Here is a 16,591-nt window from a genome sequence, read left to right as displayed (position 1 = left end):
CAATGAACTACGTGCATGCATAAAACTGCTCCCCGGAAGTCGGAACTGAATTTCTCAGTCCAACTTCCGGGGAGCAGTTCACCTCCCGCACGGCGACTGATAGAGCGTTGGCCGAAAACACACGTCAAGTGAGAGAGGGTCGGTCAAAAACACACATCAAGTGAGAGAGCGTCCCGGGCGGGGGTGGATGGGGGTTACCTGGAGACCTCTTCCAGCAGCTCCAGCACATGCCGGTACTGTTCGCCGGTGGCCCGGGTCATGCCCAGTTCGCAGGTCCGGTTGCAGGAGGCATGGGCCGCCGCCCCCATTTCCGCGACTTCCTCCCCCTGCTTCCGGGTGGCGGACGCCGTGAGCTCGGGGTGGAGCATGCCCCGGTCCCCCGCGAACGCGCAGCAGCCCCAGTTCACCGGAACATCCACCTTCTCCGCCACCGCAGCCGCCACCGCATCCAGGGAGCCGTTGATCCCCATGCGCGTGGAGGAGCAGGTGGGGTGCAGGGCCAGCGACTCGAGCTTTGCGTGCTCCGGCAGCTTGGGCAGGATGTGCTCGGCGGCGAAGTCCACGGCGTCCACGATCCGCAGCGGCCGCTGGCCCGCCAGCGGAACGTCCGACTCCACGGCCTGGCGCAAGCCCTCGGTGCAGGAGGACGCATCGCAGACGATGGCAAGTTCGCCGTCCCGGGTAGCCTCCCGGAGCGCTGCGATGGTTTTCTCCTGCATGGTCGCATGGCCGGCCACCATGCCCTTGGAGGACCAGGGGGTGCCGCAGCAGAGCCCGTCTATGCCCGCCGGCACCAGCAGGGTGATGCCCGCGCGCCCGCACAGCTGCTCGAAGCTGTACTGGACGCCGCGGCCTGCAGACGCGCCGGCAGAACCTGCCTGGCCTGGGCCGGCCTGGCCCGCCGGCCCGAACATCGTCCCCACGCACGCGGGGAAGTAGACGGCGTCCGGCGCCCCGTCCGGCGTCGGACGCTTCCGCACGGAACCGCCGCCCGGCAGCTCCGGCGAGTACAGCGGCACCGTGTCCGTCCCAAGGACCGCCCGGGCGGCCTTGTTGGGCGCGGCCACGGCCGCAGCGGGCAGCTTGTCCACCACGGTCAGGGCCAGCGAGGCGCCGCGGGTGACGCCTTCCCAGTGCTTCGCCGCGGCGTTCCAGGCGCCGTTCGCCACGGGCCCGGCATCCGAACGCCTGATCCGCTTCACCAGGAGCCCGGTGTTGATGTCCACGGGACAGGCGGTCTGGCACATGCCGTCCACCGCGCAGGTCTGCACGGACTCGTAGTCGTAGTCCTTTTCCAGCTGCTTCACCAGCGCCGTGTCCCCGGCCAGGCGCGCGGATTCGATGGCGCGCAGGGTGACGATCCGCTGCCGCGGCGTCAGCGTCAGGTCCTTGCTGGGGCACACCGGCTCGCAGTAGCCGCAGGAGACGCAGCGGTCCACCTCTTCCGCCACCGGCGGCGCCGTCTTGATGTGGCGCAGGTGCGCCTGCGGATCGTCGTCCATGAGGACGCCCGGGTTCAGCATCCCGGCAGGATCGAACAGCTGCTTGATCCTGCGCATCACGCCGTACAGTTCGTCACCGTACTGCCGCCGGACGTAGGGCGCCATCACCCGGCCGGTGCCGTGCTCGGCCTTGAGGGAGCCGCCCTCGCCCAGGACCAGGTCCACCATGTCCTCCGTGAACGAGCTGTACCTGTCCAGCTCCTCGGCCGTGGCGAACCCGTCCGTGAGCATGAAGTGGACGTTGCCGTCCTTCGCGTGGCCGAAGATCACGCTGTTGCTGTAGCTGTACTTGTCGAACAGCCCGATCAGTTCCCGGCATGTCCGGCCCAGCGCCGGCACGGGCACCACAATGTCCTCCAGGAGGGCCGTGGTCCCCTGCGGGCGGGCGCCGGCCACCGAGGCGTACAGGCCCTTGCGGAGGTGCCAGAGCCCGGCCCTCGCCGCGGCGTCACCGGTGAACCGGGCCTCGGCCGAGAGGTTCAGCCCCGCCAGGACGCCCTCGCCGCCCAGCCGCAGGGCGGCCAGTTCGTCCGGCCCTTCGGCCGAGTATTCAACCAGCAGCGCGGCGTGGTCCCGCACCACCAGGTCGCGTACGACGGCGGGAGTCCCCTTCAGTGCCTGGCCCACCTTCAGGGACAGGGCGTCCATGAGTTCCACCGTGGCCGCGCCGGTCCCCACCAGCTCCGGCAGCGCAGCGTTCGCTGCCTGCAGGTCCGGGAAGACCAGCAGCCCCGTGGCGGCATGCTGCAGCCGCGGGATGGTGCGGAACACCGCCTCCGCCACGAAGCCCAGCGTGCCTTCGCTGCCCACGATCAGGTGGGCCATGATGTCCACCGGGGTGCTGTGGTCCAGCAGCGAGTTCAGGCCGTAGCCCATGGTGTTCTTCATGGAAAACTGCTGCCGGATCCGGCGGACGGACTCGCTGTTGCCGCGCACCCGGGCGGCGAGCTGCGCCAGGCCTTCGTCCAGTTCCGGCTCCAGCGTCCGCAGCTTCTGGTCCGCGTCCGGCGCCCCGGTGTCGATGACCGTGCCCGAGGGCAGCACCACCGTCAGGGACTCCAGCGTCCGGTAGGCGTTGTCCACGGTGCCGCAGTTCATCCCGGACGAGTTGTTGGCCACCACCCCGCCCACCGTGCAGGCCGCCTCGCTGGCCGGATCCGGGCCGAACTTGCGCCCGTACGGTGCCAGCCGTGCGTTCAGCGCCCGCACGGTGACGCCCGGCTGCACGCGGACCCGCGCGCCGCCGTCGAGCACTTCAACGTCCCTGAAGTTGCGCCGCACGTCCACCAGCACGCCGTCGGTGACCGCCTGCCCGCTGAGGCTGGTGCCGCCGGAGCGGAACGTCAGCGGGACGCCCTGCTCAGCGCTCGCGCGCAGGAGCCCGCCCACGTCCGCCGCACTGCCGGCCGTCACCACGGCCTGCGGGATGAGCAGGAAGTGCGAGGCGTCATGGGCATTGGCATGGAGGTCGATGGCCCGGGTTTTGACCTGGGCGGGATCATTGACTGCCGCGCGGAGGCCGGCGAGGTCCAGGGACACCATCAGGGAACCATCCAGCCCAGGACGGGGGTGGACTGCAGGAAGATCAGCACGGTAATGAGGGCCAGGAGGCCCAGGCTCCAGCCGACGAGCTTGCGGAAGAGGGTCCCCTCGGCGCCGTCAAGGCCCACCGCCGCCGAGGCGACAGCCAGGTTCTGCAGCGACAGCATCTTGCCCATCACGCCCGCGGAGGAGTTGGAAGCTGCCATCAGCACCGGCGACAGTCCGGTCTGCTGGGCGGCGGTGGCCTGCATCTGCCCGAACAGCGAGTTGGAGGACGTGTCCGAGCCGGTCAGGGCAACACCGATCCAGCCGATCAGCGGCGAGAGGAGGGCGAAGAAGCCGCCGGCCGAGGCGAGGGCGAAGCCCAGCGTGGTGGTCTGGCCGGACAGGTTCATGACGAAGGACAGTCCCAGGACGGCGGTCACGGTGACGATGGTCCAGCGGAGCTGCACCAGGGTGTCCCGGTAGATGCGCAGGCCCTGCGATGCGGTGATCTTGTAGAGCGCCATGGTGATGATGCCGGAGAGCAGGAGCAGGGTTCCGGTGGCCTTGAGGTGGTCCAGCTTGAACTTTGTTGCCGCCACGGGCTTGCCGGCGGAATCGGTGATGTCCAGGCCGGGCCAGGCAAACGTCACGCTGCCAACCTGGCTCAGCCATGCCTTGACCGCGGGAATCTGGGCCACCGAGAAGACCGCGATGATGATCAGGTAGGGGGCGATCGCCATCCAGATCTGGCGCGGCGCGGGCCGGGAGTTGTCAGTGGGAATGCTGGCGCCGGCTGCGGCGGCGGTTCCTGCGGCCGGGGCAGCCGGTCCGCTTGTTGACCCGGCGGAGCGTGCACCCGCGCGGGCGCCGGCCCCAGCATGCGCGGCTTCCGGAGCAGCCTGCACGGAACCTCCGATGCCAACGTTTTCTGCCGGCTGCCAGACCTTCAGCATCAGCAGGACGGCGGCCACGGTGACGACGGCGGCCACCACGTCCGTAAGTTCGACGGCGAGGTAGTTGGAGGTGACGAACTGCGCGGCCCCGAAGGCGGCGCCGGCCACCAGGGCAACGGGCCAGGTTTGCTTCAGGCCGCGCTTGCCGTCCACGATGAAGACGAGAAGCAGGGGCACGATCAGGGCGATGAAGGGCGTCTGGCGGCCGGCCATCGAGGACAGGTCATGCAGCGGCAGGCCGGTGACGCCGTTCAGGGCGATGATCGGCGCGGCCATGGCACCGAAGGCCACAGGTGCGGTGTTGGCCAGCAGCGAGACCACGGCCGACTTCAGCGGCTTCATGCCCGCCGCCATCAGCATTGCCGCCGAGATGGCCACCGGTGCGCCGAAGCCGGCCAGGGACTCCAGCAGCGCGCCGAAGCAGAAGGCGATCAGGATCGAGAGGATCCGCAGGTCGTTGGAAATGGACCGGATGGTCCGGCCCAGCACTTCAAACCACGGCGTGGCCACGGTGAGCCGGTAGATCCACAGCGCGTTGACCAGGATCCACAGGATGGGGAACAGGCCGTAGAACATGCCGGCGGCGGTGGCGGCCAGGGCCTGGCCGGCGGGCATCCGCCACCCGACGACGGCCAGCACGAGGGACAGCGCCAGGCTGGCCAGGGCCGCTATGGGGGCCTTGACCTTGAAGACGCCCAGAAGGACGAAGAGCAGGATGAGCGGAAAAGCCGCGCAGAGGGCTGAAATCAGTAGGGACCCGGCGATGGGGTCGAGGATCTGCTGAAACATGTGTCTCCAGATTGTGTTAGGCGTCACAACTCCGTGGCGCCCTCAAATTGTCTAACAAGTACACATGACGGTCAAGTGCAGATGCTGACTTGTCTGGCAAAATAAGGAAACGGGGACAGTTTTGGGAGGAACGCCAGTGGCCGGACGTGTTGCAGCAGTCTCGATCGTGGATGCGATCGCCGCGGATTTGCGGAGCCGCGTCTTCTCCGGCGAACTCGGCTCGGGCGTGGCGCTCACCGAGACGGACGTGGCGTCTTCCTACGAGGTGGCCCGCCCCACCGCCAAGGCCTCGATCGAGAAGCTCGTCGCCGAGGGGCTGCTGGACCGCGGCACCCACAAGACCGCGCGGGTGGTGGACCTGGGGCCGGAATCCGTCCGGGACATCTACCTGGCCAGGGCATACCTGGAAAGCGAAGTGCTCCGGCGGCTGGCGTCCGGCCGGACGGTGCCGGCGGGTGCCGTGCAGGCCAATAACGATATTGCGGCATTGAAGACCGGCGCACCGCTTGACGTTGTGGAACCGGACATGCGGTTCCACACCAGCCTGATTGACGCGGTGGGCAACCAACGCATCAGCCGGATGTACCTGTCGCTGGTGGGCGAAGTCCGGCTGTGCATGTCCCGCGTGCAGTCGCTGCACCTCCTGGATACCGCCCTGATCCAGGCCGAGCACCAGAAGCTCCTGGAACTGATCGAGGCCGGCCGCGGGGACGAAGCCGCGCAGCTGCTGGACGTCCACCTTGGCCGCGCCCGCGAACGTCTCGTGGCCGCCATGGGAGGCACGCCGGGACCGGAAGCCGACCTGCCGCCGTCGGACGCTGCTGCCGGCTAGGCACCGGGCATGCTCAGGAGCGGGCCCTGGCCGTCTGCTCGTGGAGCCAGCCAACGTGGCGGCGGAGCAGGTCCGCGGCAAGGTCCGCGTTCCGCGCTTCCACGGCATTGAAGATTGCGTGGTGGTGCGCCCTCAGCTCGGCGAGGACCACCGGCCACTGGCCCAGGGCCGCAAGGGCATCCTTGATATAGCCGCGGATGGAGCCGCTGAGGGAATCCATGATGGTTTCAATCACCGCGTTGCCTGCCAGGGCACTGAGGGCCAGGTGGAACTGCGCGTCCAGGGCGTGGAATGTTTCCGGATCGATGTCCGGGGCATCCATCGCCAGGAGCAGTTCCCTGGCCCGCTCGATACCTTCAGGGTTGTCCTTTTCGGCCGCGGTCCGGGCCGCCCAGGTTTCCAGGAGGATGCGGGCCTCGACGATGTCTGCCACGGGAAGGCGGCTGCTGGCGACGTGCAGGCGGAGGGTGGAGGACAGTCCCGCCGACGGCTCTGAGACAATGACGGCGCCGGATTTGGGGCCGGACTTGTTCGAGCTGCGGAGGATCCCCATGGCGTCGAGGAGGCGCATGGCTTCGCGGACGGAGGCACGCGAGATGCCGTAGGTTTCCGCCAGGATGCGTTCTCCGGGAAGCTGGTCCCCTGCCTTGAAGCGCCCGGAGCGGAGGCCCGCTTCGACGTCGTCCAACAGGACATCGTAGGTCCGCTTCGGTGAAGATTCCGCTGCTGATTCCGCCATGCTTCCATCCTGCCCTACGGGACCAACATCACTGCGTTCGCGCCGGCGCGCGGACGGCGGAAAGGGGCAACGGAACCGGCGCCGCCACCCCTTTCCTCCCCGGCCGCCGCGGCGGCCGGACTGCTAGATCGCCTTGCCGGGGTTGAGGATTCCCTGGGGGTCGAAGACATTGCGGATGGCGCGCTGGAGTTCCAGCGAGGTTCCGCCCAGCTCGTCCTCGAGCCAGTCGCGCTTGAGCAGGCCGACGCCGTGCTCGCCCGTGAGCGTACCGCCCAGGCGCTGTGCCAGGTAGAACATGTCGCCAAGCGCTTTTTTGGCGGGTCCATCGGTGATGGATTCGTCCGGTTCAACGACGATCATCGGGTGGAGGTTGCCGTCTGCCGCGTGCGCCACGTTGAAGATCCGGACGCCGGTCTTCCGGGAAATGTCTTCCAGGCCGGCGAAGACTGCCGCCAGCCTGTTCCGCGGCACGCCGATGTCGCAGATGGAGACCCGGCCGAGCTTCTCAAGCGACGGGATCGCGTCCCGCCGGGTGGCCACGAGCGCCTCCGCTGCTGCCGCGTCCTCCGCCTTCTCGATGTAGCTGGCGAACGGCTGGATGGCCTGGAGGAGGACATCCTGTTCGAGGAAGGCGCCGTAGCCGTCGGTCTGCGCCAGGAGGAAAGCGCCGCCCTTGGACCGGTGGCTGGTGCCGTGCGCCGCATCAACAGCTTCCAGGGTGGGGCCGTCCATGAGTTCCAGCACCGAGGGCTGCAGGCGCGCAGCGATGATGGCAGAGGCAGCCAGGGCGGCGGCATCCACATCCGGGAAATAGGCGGCAACGGTGGCGGTCTGGACCGGCCGCGGCCGCAGGCGCAGGGTGGCCTCCACCACCACGCCCAGTGTTCCTTCGGAACCGATCATCAGGGCGTTCAGGTCATACCCCGTCACGCCCTTGATGGTGTTCCTTCCCGTGCGCAGCACCCGGCCATCGGGCAGTACAACACGCAGCGCCAGGACGGATTCCCGGGTGACGCCGTATTTTGCGCACCACATGCCGCCGGCGTTGGTGGCGATGTTGCCGCCGATGGAACAGATGGCCGTGCTGGCCGGATCCGGGGCGTAGAAGAGTCCGTGCTCCCGGGCGGCGGCGTTCACCTCCGCGTTGATGACGCCGGGTTCAACCACCGCCAGCTGCTCCACCGGGTCGATGTGGAGGATCCGGTTCATGCGGGCCATGTCAAGGACCACTTCACCTGCCCGGGCTGACGCTCCTGCGGCCAGTCCCGTCCCGGCCCCGCGGGGAACAACCGGCACGTTGTGGGCCGCCGCCAGTTTCATGGTGGCCACCACCTCCTCCGTGCTGGTGGCGTAGACGACGCCGTCAGGGAGGCTGGGAGGAACGTAGCCTGAGCGGTCCGTGCTCACCCGAACACGTTCGTCCAGGTCCGTGGAAGCATGTGCGCTTGCGGTGAGAAGCGCCGCTGATGCTGTTGCAACTGCCGATGTACTCATGGAAGGGAAACCTCTTTGTTTCTGTGGGGCATGGGGCCGGGGGCGGACGCACTCCCCCGGCCCTGTTTCATTTGTATGGGCGGCGGGGCGTTTAGGGAACCATCCAGCCAAGTACCGGTGTCGACTGCAGCAGGACCAGGAGGATCATTACGGCCAGGAGCCCAAGGCTCCAGCCCAGGAGCTTCCTGAAGAGTGTGCCTTCGGATCCCTCCAGGCCCACCGCGGCCGCTGCCACTGCCAGGTTCTGCAGGGACAGCATCTTGCCCATGACGCCGGCGGAGGAGTTGGCCGCCGCCATAAGGACCGGGGGCAGTCCGGTCTGTTCGGCTGCGGAAACCTGGAGCTGGCCGAAGAGGGAGTTGGAGGAGGTGTCGGAGCCGGTCAGGGCGACGCCGAGCCAGCCGATCACCGGTGAGAGGACAGCGAAGAATCCGCCGGCCGAGGCGAGTGCCAGGCCCAGGGAGGTGGTCTGCCCGGACAGGTTCATGACGAAGGACAGGCCCAGGACGGACATGACGGTCACGATGGTCCACCGCAGCTGCTTGAGGGTTTCCCCGTAGATGCGGAAGCCGGCGGCTGCCGGGATGCGGTACAGGGCCATGGTGATCACGCCCGAAATCAGCAGGAGCGTGCCGGTGGCCTTGAGGTGGTCGAACTTGAACTTCTGCGCCGCGACGTGCTTTCCGTCTGCGTCCACAACATCCAGGCCCGGCCAGGCAAAGCTCACGCTTCCGGCCACGCTCAGCCAGCTCTTCACCGCCGGGATCTGGGCGATTGAGAAGATGGCCATGATGATCAGGTACGGGGCGACGGCCATCCAGATTTCCCGCTGCCCGGGCCGCTGTGCCGTGCTGCCGGCGGGCGCCATGACCCGGGTGGTTGCTGCGGCGGAGACGGCCTCGGTCACCGAGGCGGAGGCCGGAACCCTTCCCGAGGAGGGGCGGGCGGGCGAACCCTGGGAGCCATAGGTTCCGCTGGGCCTGTGCGTCCCGCTGGCCCCGTCCGTGCCGTTGCGGCCGTCCGTGACAGGGCCCGAGGCGAGTTCTTCCTCGTCCGGCTCCGAACCGCTGACCTGCCCGGACATCTCGATGATCTCGCGGGGCTGCCACACACGGAGCATCAGCAGCACGGCCGCCACCGTGGCTACGGCCGCCACAACGTCCGTGAGTTCAACGGCGAAGAAGTTCGAGGTGATGAACTGGAAGATTCCAAACACGGCGCCGGCCACCAGGGCAACGGGCCAGGTCTGTTTCAGGCCGCGCTTGCCGTCCACGATGAAGACGAGAAGCAGGGGCACGATCAGGGCGATGAAGGGCGTCTGGCGGCCGGCCATCGAGGACAGGTCGTGCAGCGGCAGGCCGGTGACGCCGTTGAGGGCGATGATCGGCGCGGCCATGGCACCGAAGGCCACCGGCGCCGTGTTGGCCAGCAATGAGACAACAGCGGACTTGAAGGGCTTCATGCCCGCCGCCATCAGCATTGCGGCGGTGATGGCCACCGGTGCGCCGAAGCCGGCCAGGGACTCCAGCAGTGCACCGAAGCAGAAGGCGATCAGGATGGAGAGGATCCGCAGGTCGTTGGAGATGGAACGGATGGTCCGGCCCAGCGCATCAAACCATGGCGTGGCGACGGTGAGTTTGTAGACCCAAAGGGCATTAATCAGGATCCAGAGGATGGGAAAGAAGCCATAGAAGGCGCCGGCGGCCGTGGCGCTGAACACCTGGTCCAGCGGCATCTGCCACACGACCGCCGCCAGCACGATGGACAGCAGCAGGCTGGCCAGCGCAGCTTTGGCGGCTTTCACGCGGAAAACGCCCAACAGGACAAACAGGAGGATCAACGGCAACGCCGCACAGAGGGCTGACAGGCCCAAGGAACCCCAGAGAGGGTCCACGACTTGCTGGTAAGTGCTCACAAAAAACTCCTTTGTGTTTGGAGCAGGAAGGTGGAGGAAACGCGGACGGGCGGGGATGAAGTTCCAGTGAAGTTCCACGATGTGAGAGAAGCTTTTCTTCAGGTGGATCCGAGACTACGTATCGGTCAGACCATTAGTCAATGGTCTGACCGATTTACTTTTAGGCATTGTTTTTTCGTCTGGCAGAACATATTGTCCATAATGCGAAAACTCATCGAAAGGACCGCAATGACCCTGACCCGGATCACCAACCCGCCCTTTGAACGCGCCTCCGAGATCCTTACGCCGGAAGCACTGGAGTTCCTCGCTGAGCTCCACAGCCGTTTTGCCGCCGAACGGGACGCCCGCCTGGAATCGCGGCATGCCCGCCGCGCAGAAGCGAGCCGGACAGGAACCCTGGACTTCCTCCCCGAGACAGCCGCCGTCCGGCAGGGTGACTGGACAGTGGCCCCGGCCCCTGCCGCCCTCCAGGACCGCCGGGTGGAAATCACCGGCCCCGCCTCCCCCGCCAAGATGGCAATCAATGCCCTGAATTCGGGCGCAAAAGTATGGCTGGCAGACCTTGAAGATGCCAGCTCCCCCACGTGGTTCAACGTCATCGACGGCCAGCTCTCGCTCTATGACGCCGCCCGCGGAACGCTGGCCTACTCGTCCCCCGAGGGCAAGACCTACGCGCTCCGCACTGACGAGCCCACCGCCGTCGTCATTATGCGTCCCCGCGGGTGGCACATGGAGGAGCGGAACCTGGAGTTCGACGGACGGCCCGCCGTCGGAGCCCTGGTGGACTTTGGGCTGCACTTCTTCCACAACGCCAGGCAGCTCATCGACAACGGCCACGGCCCCTACTACTACCTGCCCAAGATGGAAAGCCACCTCGAAGCCCGGCTGTGGAACGACATCTTCGTTTACGCGCAGGATGCCCTCGGGCTGCCGCAGGGGACCATCCGGGCCACCGTCCTGGTGGAAACCATCCCCGCGGCCTTTGAAATGGATGAAATCCTGTACGAACTGCGCGACCATGCGTCCGGCCTCAACGCCGGCCGCTGGGACTACCTTTTCAGCATCATCAAGTATTTCCGCGATTCCGGCCCGAAGTTCACGCTTCCGGACCGCGCGGCTGTATCCATGACGGTTCCGTTCATGCGGGCCTACACCGAACTCCTGGTCAAGACCTGCCACCAGCGCGGCGCCTTCGCCATGGGCGGCATGGCAGCCGTCATCCCCAACCGCCGCCAGCCGGAAGTCACCGAGGAGGCCTTCGCGAAGGTGCGGGCGGACAAGACCCGTGAGGCCAACGACGGCTTCGACGGCTCCTGGGTTGCGCATCCGGACCTGGTGCCGATCTGCATGGAAGTGTTCGACGGGGTCCTCGGAGACGCCCCCAACCAGGTGCAGCGGACGAGGCCCGAGGTCCAGGTCACCGCAGAGCAGCTGCTCGATATTGAATCGGCGCCGGGCGAGGCCACCGAGGCCGGCCTGCGGGGCAACCTCTACGTGTCCGTTGCCTACACGGCCGTCTGGTTGTCCGGCAACGGGGCGGTGGCCATCCACAACCTGATGGAGGACGCTGCAACCGCGGAAATTTCCCGGTCACAGGTGTGGCAGCAGATCCGGAACGCAGCCATCCTGGCGGACACGGGCAACACGGTGACACGGGAACTGGTGGAGCGCCTGCTGGCCGAGGAAACCCAAAAACTCCGCGGTGAAGTGGGTGAAGACCTGTTCAGCCGGTATTACGAGCCCGCATCGCAGATTATTTCCGGGATCTGCCTCTCGGAGGAGTACACGGACTTCCTCACCACTCCGGCGTACGACCTGCTCGAATCCGTTGTAGCTGCGCGGTAAAGGACCTACACCAAAAAGCGCGGGCCGCCTCCCTTGGCTGGAGGGCGGCCCGTGCGTTTTCCTTTTCAACGACGAGCGCTCCTCGTGGACGATGACCTCGTGCCCTTCCTCGCTGATCGCGGGCCCGGTCATGGCCTTGCCGCGGTTGGCGTCCCGCCAGCCTCCCCTCCCAACCAGGCGGGAGAGCACCACCGGCTGGCAGTCCGTTTCGCCGCCGGCTACGAACCACGAAGTGGCACCAGGAAAGATCCACCGACGGCAAGGAAAACTGATGGCTGACCTCACTGCATTCGCCCTAATCTGCTCCCTGGCCCCCTCGCCTGAGTCCTCGAGCAGCGAACTCATGGCCCGCCACGTGCTGGACGAGCTTGCAGCACACGGGGTAAGCGGGAGTTCCGTGCGGGTGGTGGACCACAACGTGATGCCCGGCGTGCAGGTGGACATGGGCGCCGGCGATGCCTGGCCCGGGATCCGCAGGAAGATCCTGGCGGCGGACATCCTGGTCCTGGCCACCCCCATCTGGATGGGCCACCCGAGCAGCATCACCCAGGGGGTGCTCGAACGGCTGGACGCAGACCTCGCCGAGACGGACGACGCCGGCAGGCCAGTCATGTACGGGAAGGTGGCGGTCGTGGCGGTGGTGGGCAACGAGGACGGAGCCCACAAGACGGTCGCGGACACGCAGCAGGGGCTGAACGACGTCGGCTTCACCATTCCCGCCCAGGGCGCCACCTACTGGGTGGGCGAGGCCATGCAGACCGTGGATTACAAGGACCTGGACCGCGTCCCCGAGAAGGTCGCCGCCGCCACGGCGGGGGCCGCACGCAACGCTGCGCACCTGGCCAGGTACCTCACCTCGGCGCCATATCCTGCCGGGTAGAAGCCGGCCCGGGAGTGCCCTCGGGCCGGCGGCAGCCCGTCCGCGAAGCGGGCGGAGGGCCCCGGAATCAGGCGGGCTTTGCGAAGATCGCGGCGCTCATGACTTCGTAGCCCACGAATGCCTCGTCGCCCTCCACCCAGGCATCGTGGCCGGCCGGAATGGTGTAGGCGTGGCCGGGGCTTACCGTGGTCCGCGTCCCGTCCTCCATTTCCACGGTGAGCGTTCCGGCGGTGCAGATCCCCACGTGGTTCACCTGGCAGGTGTCCGTGTGGACCACGGTTTTTACGGTCTCGGACCACCGCCAGCCCGGCTCGAACGTGAAGCGTCCCAACGTGGCGTCGCCCAGGTTGACCACGTCCACCTGGGTCTTCGGCGGGCGGCGCTTTTCATCGGGTTCGTCAAAGGACTTTGCCTCAAGGGCGTTTACTGTTACTCCGGCCATTTCGATTCTCCAGACAGGGAGTGCTTGGACTGTTCGTCCGGGGCGCCCAGACCGCACCGGGGGCGTTGGCTGGCCGACGCACGCTGCGTCAACACCGCCAACAGTGGCACCCAGCGCTATCAGCGTGCGCCCACGCGTGCAGAGTGTCAATACTGGCCGCCGGGGTCCCCGGCGAAGGAATTTGCCTGGCCGCCGGGGAACCCCGCACGTACATTCCGGCTAGGATTCCGGAATGGGACTAATAATCACGCTGCTTGTTGTCTGGCTTGTTCTGTCCATCCTGGGCTTCGTCATCAAGGGTCTGGTGTGGCTGGCTGTCATCGGCCTGGTGCTGTTCGTGGCCACTGCCGTCTGGGGCTGGCTGAAGCGCAACGCCTGACGCCCCCTGAGGTGGGGCGCCCGCTGAGGTGCGGCGCCTGCTAAGGTGGGTTGCCGCCGTCGTCAGCTCGCGGGGTCGTACTGGAACTCCCTGAGTTCCTGCGCGCAGCGGCAGGCGACGGCGATCTTTGCGGCCCACTCCAGGGCCGCCTGCCGCGAGGGCAGCTCGAGGATGGTGTAACCGCCGTTGGGTACGGTGTGGCCCGGGTAGGTGCCCTCGGTGACGGTGCCGTCGCCGGCCACGAGCACCGGGGCAACGGCCTCGTTGATCCCGCCGCCGAAGACGTACACTCCCGCCGCTTTGGCCTCCTCAATGACGGCATGGGAGTCTTCCACCACAGCTTCGAACTCCTCCCCGGGGACCACCATGGCCTCGCCGGGGAACGAGATCAGGTACTTCGTCATTCGAGGACTCCTCTGCTTCGGCGGCACGATCCGGCTCTACCCAGCGGCACCACTTTTGGCGCCCAGCCCGATTATGGCCTCGGCGCAGCACATCCGGTCAAGGCCCCGCTGCTCCACCGGACTCGGCCGGGCACTCGCCCGGGCGGTGCTCGCCCACGGGCACAACGCCGGCTACTCCGCCACGAAGGCGGCCCTGGAAGGGCTGTCCGGATCGCTCCGCAAGGAACTGCAGCCCCTCGGCATCAGCGTCACGCTCATTGAACCCGGCGCCTTCCGCACCGACTTTGCCGGGCGCTCCCTCACCCAGTCGGCAACGCCGATCGCGGACTATGCGGAGACGGCCGGCAAGCGGCGCAAGGAAAACGACACCATCCATGGCACGCAGCCGGGCGACCCCCACAAAGCAGCCGAAGCGATCGTGGCCATCGCCGAAAGCCCCAATCCGCCGTCGCTCGCCGTGCTCGGCAAGGACGCTGTGGAAGCGTTCGCCGCCGTCGCCGAAGCCGAACGCACGGAACTGGAGCAGTGGCGGGACCTCAGCCTCAGCACGGACATCGCCTGATCCCGGCTCCCGGCGCCGAGTTTCCCGCCGAGGCGCTCGCGCGGGATGGTGCTGGCCTCGTTGAGGCCGATGATCTTCCTCCCTACGGTCGAAACTCAACCCGCAGGCGCACCGGTTAGTCAGCAGGCCGCCGTCGTTCTTCTCCTGCAGCCCTTGCATGCGGGCCGTGAGGCGTATCAGGCAACGCAAAAGGTGCGCCTCCTCAGCGGAGTCGCACCCTTTTGCGTCTGACCGGAGTCAGTCGTTCTTGAAAGCGTCCTTGACCTTTTCGCCGGCCTGCTTGAGGTCGCCCTTGGTCTGGTCCGCCTGGCCTTCGGCCTTCAGGCGGTCGTCGCCTGTTGCCTCGCCCGTGGCCTCTTTACCCTTGCCGCCAAGCTTCTCGGCTGCGTTACCAATCTTGTCGTCCAAACCCATGGTGTTTCTCCCTACGGTCGGCTCCCGCCGGCGTACCGCCAGCGGCTTACCTTCCCATCGTAACCACAAATCACTAAGGGTGCTGATCATTTTGGCCGCGGCGGGCGGTGCTGCACCTTATCCGTGGGCCGGCTCGCCCGTGACCCGGTGGTCCGCATGATTGATGGTTTCACGGATGAGCCGCGCCAGGTGGCCGTCGTGGAGTGAGTAGATCACGTGGCGGCCGTCCTTGCGGGTGTCCACTAGCCCGCTCAGGCGGAGCTTTGCCAGGTGCTGGCTTGCCACTGTCCGCGGGACACCCACGGCTGCCGTGAGCTCCGTCACCGTCTTGGGACCCTGGGACAGCTGCCAGAGCAGGTGCAGGCGCGTCGGCTCAGCGAGCATCCGAAGGGTTGCGGAAGCCGCCTCCAGCAGTTCCGGCCCCGGGGTCACGTGGTGGACCAGGGACGGCACGTCAGCGGCGGAGATGGCTCTGCTACGGGGCTGGCTGCTCACTGTCCTGCTCCTCCTCTGCGCGGTCCGCGGCCTCCGCGGCATCATGCCGGGGCCAGGAAAGGAATGCTCCTGCACTGCCTATCATCGCAACAATTGTCAGGGCCAGCACTGCCCAGCCCAGGCCCGCCGCGGCGCCCACCCACCCGGCCAGCGGATAAGTGATGATGTAGCACGCGTGCGAGAGGGAGAACTGCGCCGCAAAAACGTAGGGACGGGTGTCCACGGTGGACGCGTCGCGGAGGAGCCTTGACGACGGCGTGAGGATGGTGGCGCTGGCAGCGCCCAGCAGGAGCCACAGTCCCAGCAGCAGCCACCACCCGCCTCCGGCGGGGCGCAGGGAGAGCGCAGCGGCGCAGGCCAGGACGAAGGGGATGACGGCGGCACCGGTGAGCATCACGGACCTGTCCCCGAACCGGCCGAGCGCCCGCGGGGCGGACAATGCCACAATCATGGACCCCGTGCCGAAGCAGGCCAGCGCCAGGGCCAGGTCAGTTTCCGGCCGCAGCAGGACCTCCCGTACGTACACCACAGTGTTGACCAGCACCAGTGCCGTGGGGGCCGCGACCACCAGGTTGAGGGCCAGCAGCGACCGCAGCCGCCGGTTCCGCCAGAAGATCCTGGCGCCCAGGGTGGTGCGGTGCCACAGCGAGGCCTGCGGCACCGCAGCTCCCATGCGTTGGGGCAGGGCACTGATGGCCACCAGGGCGGCGGAGGACAGGAAGCCGAAAACCGTCCCGAGGAACAGGTTGCTGTAGCCCACCACGGTCAGCAGCAGCGCGGCTATGGCCGGGCTGGCCAGGGCTTCCATGTCGTAGGCCAGCCGGGACAGGGACAGCGCCCGGGTGTAGTCCCGCTCATCCGGCAGGACGGTGGGGATCAGCGACTGGAAGGCAGGAGTGAAGGTGGCGGAGGCGGACTGGAGCAGGAAGACCGCCACGTAGATCTGCCAGGCGTCCGTGATGAACGGCAGGGACAGCGCCATCGCCGCGCGCACCACGTCGGCCCCGATCAGGACCCGCTTCGTCGGCCACCGGGCCGCCAGCGCATTGATCACCGGCGCCAGGCCCACGTAGGCAAACATCTTGACCGTCAGCGCAGTCCCCAGGACGGACCCGGCATTGGTGCCGGCAAGGTCATAGGCCAGCAGCCCGAGGGCAACCGTCAGCAGGCCCGTGCCGATCAGCGCAACCACCTGTGCGGCAAACAGCCGGCGGTAGGTGGCGTTCCGCAGCACCGACAACAATGGGCCCAACTCCTTGAGTGCATATGTGCGTGACTATGCACTCAACGGTAGCGTCAGCGGCAGGGCAAACGAAAGGTGGGGGGGGGGGGGGGGGGGGGCCGCGGGGGGGGGGGGGGGGGGTGGGGGGGGGGGGGGGGGGGGGGGGGGGGGGGGGGGGGGGGGGGGGGGGGGGGGGG

Annotated in this window: 15 protein-coding genes; 5 read left to right on the top strand and 10 right to left on the bottom strand. The window is 67.5% G+C overall.

Annotation, left to right across the window (positions count from 1 at the left end; translation table 11 throughout):
• Window positions 1–194: 194 nt before the first annotated feature.
• Entirely contained in the window at window positions 195–3,044 is a 2,850-nt protein-coding gene (locus tag PV768_RS06335; protein ID WP_421092577.1) for an FAD-binding and (Fe-S)-binding domain-containing protein, read from the bottom strand.
• Window positions 3,044–4,771 carry an L-lactate permease gene (locus tag PV768_RS06330; RefSeq protein WP_421092576.1) on the bottom strand — a complete coding sequence of 576 codons (1,728 nt, stop codon included), beginning with the start codon at window positions 4,769–4,771 and terminating at the stop codon, window positions 3,044–3,046. Before PV768_RS06330 ends, PV768_RS06335 begins: the two co-directional genes overlap by 1 nt.
• A 136-nt stretch (window positions 4,772–4,907) precedes the next feature.
• Between PV768_RS06330 and PV768_RS06325 the strand changes: the two genes are divergently transcribed.
• Window positions 4,908–5,603 carry a GntR family transcriptional regulator gene (locus PV768_RS06325; RefSeq protein ID WP_321214265.1) on the top strand — a complete coding sequence of 232 codons (696 nt, stop codon included), beginning with the start codon at window positions 4,908–4,910 and terminating at the stop codon, window positions 5,601–5,603.
• Between the two features lie 13 nt (window positions 5,604–5,616).
• On the opposite strand, the gene PV768_RS06320 is transcribed toward PV768_RS06325, so the two are convergent.
• The 3 genes from PV768_RS06320 to PV768_RS06310 form a co-directional block, all read right to left on the bottom strand.
• Window positions 5,617–6,342: a FadR/GntR family transcriptional regulator gene (locus tag PV768_RS06320; protein WP_157241394.1), complete on the bottom strand. Its 726-nt coding sequence runs from the start codon at window positions 6,340–6,342 to the stop codon at window positions 5,617–5,619.
• A 123-nt stretch (window positions 6,343–6,465) separates the two neighbouring features.
• Window positions 6,466–7,836: an FAD-binding oxidoreductase gene (locus PV768_RS06315; protein ID WP_421092575.1), complete on the bottom strand. Its 1,371-nt coding sequence runs from the start codon at window positions 7,834–7,836 to the stop codon at window positions 6,466–6,468.
• A gap of 91 nt (window positions 7,837–7,927) precedes the next feature.
• Window positions 7,928–9,751: an L-lactate permease gene (locus tag PV768_RS06310; RefSeq protein ID WP_323056798.1), complete on the bottom strand. Its 1,824-nt coding sequence runs from the start codon at window positions 9,749–9,751 to the stop codon at window positions 7,928–7,930.
• Between the two features lie 228 nt (window positions 9,752–9,979).
• Here PV768_RS06310 and aceB point away from each other — a divergent pair, with 228 nt between their 5' ends.
• Both aceB and PV768_RS06300 read left to right on the top strand, forming a co-directional pair.
• Window positions 9,980–11,596, top strand: coding sequence for a malate synthase A (gene aceB / locus PV768_RS06305; RefSeq protein WP_421092578.1), 1,617 nt, complete (start codon window positions 9,980–9,982; stop codon window positions 11,594–11,596).
• Window positions 11,597–11,867: 271 nt separating this feature from the next.
• Window positions 11,868–12,476 carry a flavodoxin family protein gene (locus PV768_RS06300; protein WP_421092574.1) on the top strand — a complete coding sequence of 203 codons (609 nt, stop codon included), beginning with the start codon at window positions 11,868–11,870 and terminating at the stop codon, window positions 12,474–12,476.
• 67 nt (window positions 12,477–12,543) lie between these two features.
• Here the strand turns inward: PV768_RS06300 and PV768_RS06295 are convergent, their stop codons facing one another.
• On the bottom strand, window positions 12,544–12,918 hold the full coding sequence (locus tag PV768_RS06295) for a cupin domain-containing protein (RefSeq protein WP_157241386.1): 375 nt from the start codon (window positions 12,916–12,918) through the stop codon (window positions 12,544–12,546).
• A gap of 232 nt (window positions 12,919–13,150) precedes the next feature.
• Here PV768_RS06295 and PV768_RS06290 point away from each other — a divergent pair, with 232 nt between their 5' ends.
• Window positions 13,151–13,297, top strand: a complete 147-nt coding sequence (locus PV768_RS06290; protein ID WP_421092573.1) for a hypothetical protein — start codon at window positions 13,151–13,153, stop codon at window positions 13,295–13,297.
• Between the two features lie 62 nt (window positions 13,298–13,359).
• Here PV768_RS06290 and PV768_RS06285 read toward each other — a convergent pair whose 3' ends face one another.
• Window positions 13,360–13,701: a YciI family protein gene (locus tag PV768_RS06285; protein WP_421092572.1), complete on the bottom strand. Its 342-nt coding sequence runs from the start codon at window positions 13,699–13,701 to the stop codon at window positions 13,360–13,362.
• A gap of 73 nt (window positions 13,702–13,774) precedes the next feature.
• Here PV768_RS06285 and PV768_RS06280 point away from each other — a divergent pair, with 73 nt between their 5' ends.
• The gene (locus tag PV768_RS06280; protein ID WP_421092571.1) at window positions 13,775–14,263 is read left to right on the top strand and encodes an SDR family NAD(P)-dependent oxidoreductase; all 489 of its coding nucleotides are present in this window, start codon (window positions 13,775–13,777) and stop codon (window positions 14,261–14,263) included.
• 237 nt (window positions 14,264–14,500) lie between these two features.
• On the opposite strand, the gene PV768_RS06275 is transcribed toward PV768_RS06280, so the two are convergent.
• The 3 genes from PV768_RS06275 to PV768_RS06265 form a co-directional block, all read right to left on the bottom strand.
• Entirely contained in the window at window positions 14,501–14,677 is a 177-nt protein-coding gene (locus PV768_RS06275; RefSeq protein ID WP_421092570.1) for a CsbD family protein, read from the bottom strand.
• A gap of 117 nt (window positions 14,678–14,794) precedes the next feature.
• Window positions 14,795–15,172 carry an ArsR/SmtB family transcription factor gene (locus PV768_RS06270; RefSeq protein ID WP_421092569.1) on the bottom strand — a complete coding sequence of 126 codons (378 nt, stop codon included), beginning with the start codon at window positions 15,170–15,172 and terminating at the stop codon, window positions 14,795–14,797.
• Complete coding sequence (locus tag PV768_RS06265; protein ID WP_421092568.1) at window positions 15,153–16,415, bottom strand: MFS transporter; 1,263 nt, start codon at window positions 16,413–16,415, stop codon at window positions 15,153–15,155. Before PV768_RS06265 ends, PV768_RS06270 begins: the two co-directional genes overlap by 20 nt.
• Between the last annotated feature and the right edge of the window lie 176 nt (window positions 16,416–16,591).

The organism is Pseudarthrobacter sp. CC4, assembly GCF_048957775.1.
GTDB lineage: Bacteria > Actinomycetota > Actinomycetes > Actinomycetales > Micrococcaceae > Arthrobacter.
The sequence above is the reverse complement of the archived record's forward strand: the minus strand, read 5'-3'. Positions and strand labels throughout refer to the sequence as shown.

Excerpts from the sequence above, each read along its gene's own strand:
- PV768_RS06285 (WP_421092572.1), bottom strand. The coding sequence starts at position 13,701 with ATGACGAAGTACCTGATCTCGTTCCCCGGCGAGGCCATGGTGGTCCCC.
- PV768_RS06335 (WP_421092577.1), bottom strand. The coding sequence starts at position 3,044 with ATGGTGTCCCTGGACCTCGCCGGCCTCCGCGCGGCAGTCAATGATCCC.
- aceB (WP_421092578.1), top strand. The coding sequence starts at position 9,980 with ATGACCCTGACCCGGATCACCAACCCGCCCTTTGAACGCGCCTCCGAG.
- PV768_RS06290 (WP_421092573.1), top strand. The coding sequence starts at position 13,151 with ATGGGACTAATAATCACGCTGCTTGTTGTCTGGCTTGTTCTGTCCATC.
- PV768_RS06295 (WP_157241386.1), bottom strand. The coding sequence starts at position 12,918 with ATGGCCGGAGTAACAGTAAACGCCCTTGAGGCAAAGTCCTTTGACGAA.
- PV768_RS06315 (WP_421092575.1), bottom strand. The coding sequence starts at position 7,836 with ATGAGTACATCGGCAGTTGCAACAGCATCAGCGGCGCTTCTCACCGCA.
- PV768_RS06320 (WP_157241394.1), bottom strand. The coding sequence starts at position 6,342 with ATGGCGGAATCAGCAGCGGAATCTTCACCGAAGCGGACCTACGATGTC.
- PV768_RS06330 (WP_421092576.1), bottom strand. The coding sequence starts at position 4,771 with ATGTTTCAGCAGATCCTCGACCCCATCGCCGGGTCCCTACTGATTTCA.
- PV768_RS06275 (WP_421092570.1), bottom strand. The coding sequence starts at position 14,677 with ATGGGTTTGGACGACAAGATTGGTAACGCAGCCGAGAAGCTTGGCGGC.
- PV768_RS06300 (WP_421092574.1), top strand. The coding sequence starts at position 11,868 with ATGGCTGACCTCACTGCATTCGCCCTAATCTGCTCCCTGGCCCCCTCG.
- PV768_RS06280 (WP_421092571.1), top strand. The coding sequence starts at position 13,775 with ATGGCCTCGGCGCAGCACATCCGGTCAAGGCCCCGCTGCTCCACCGGA.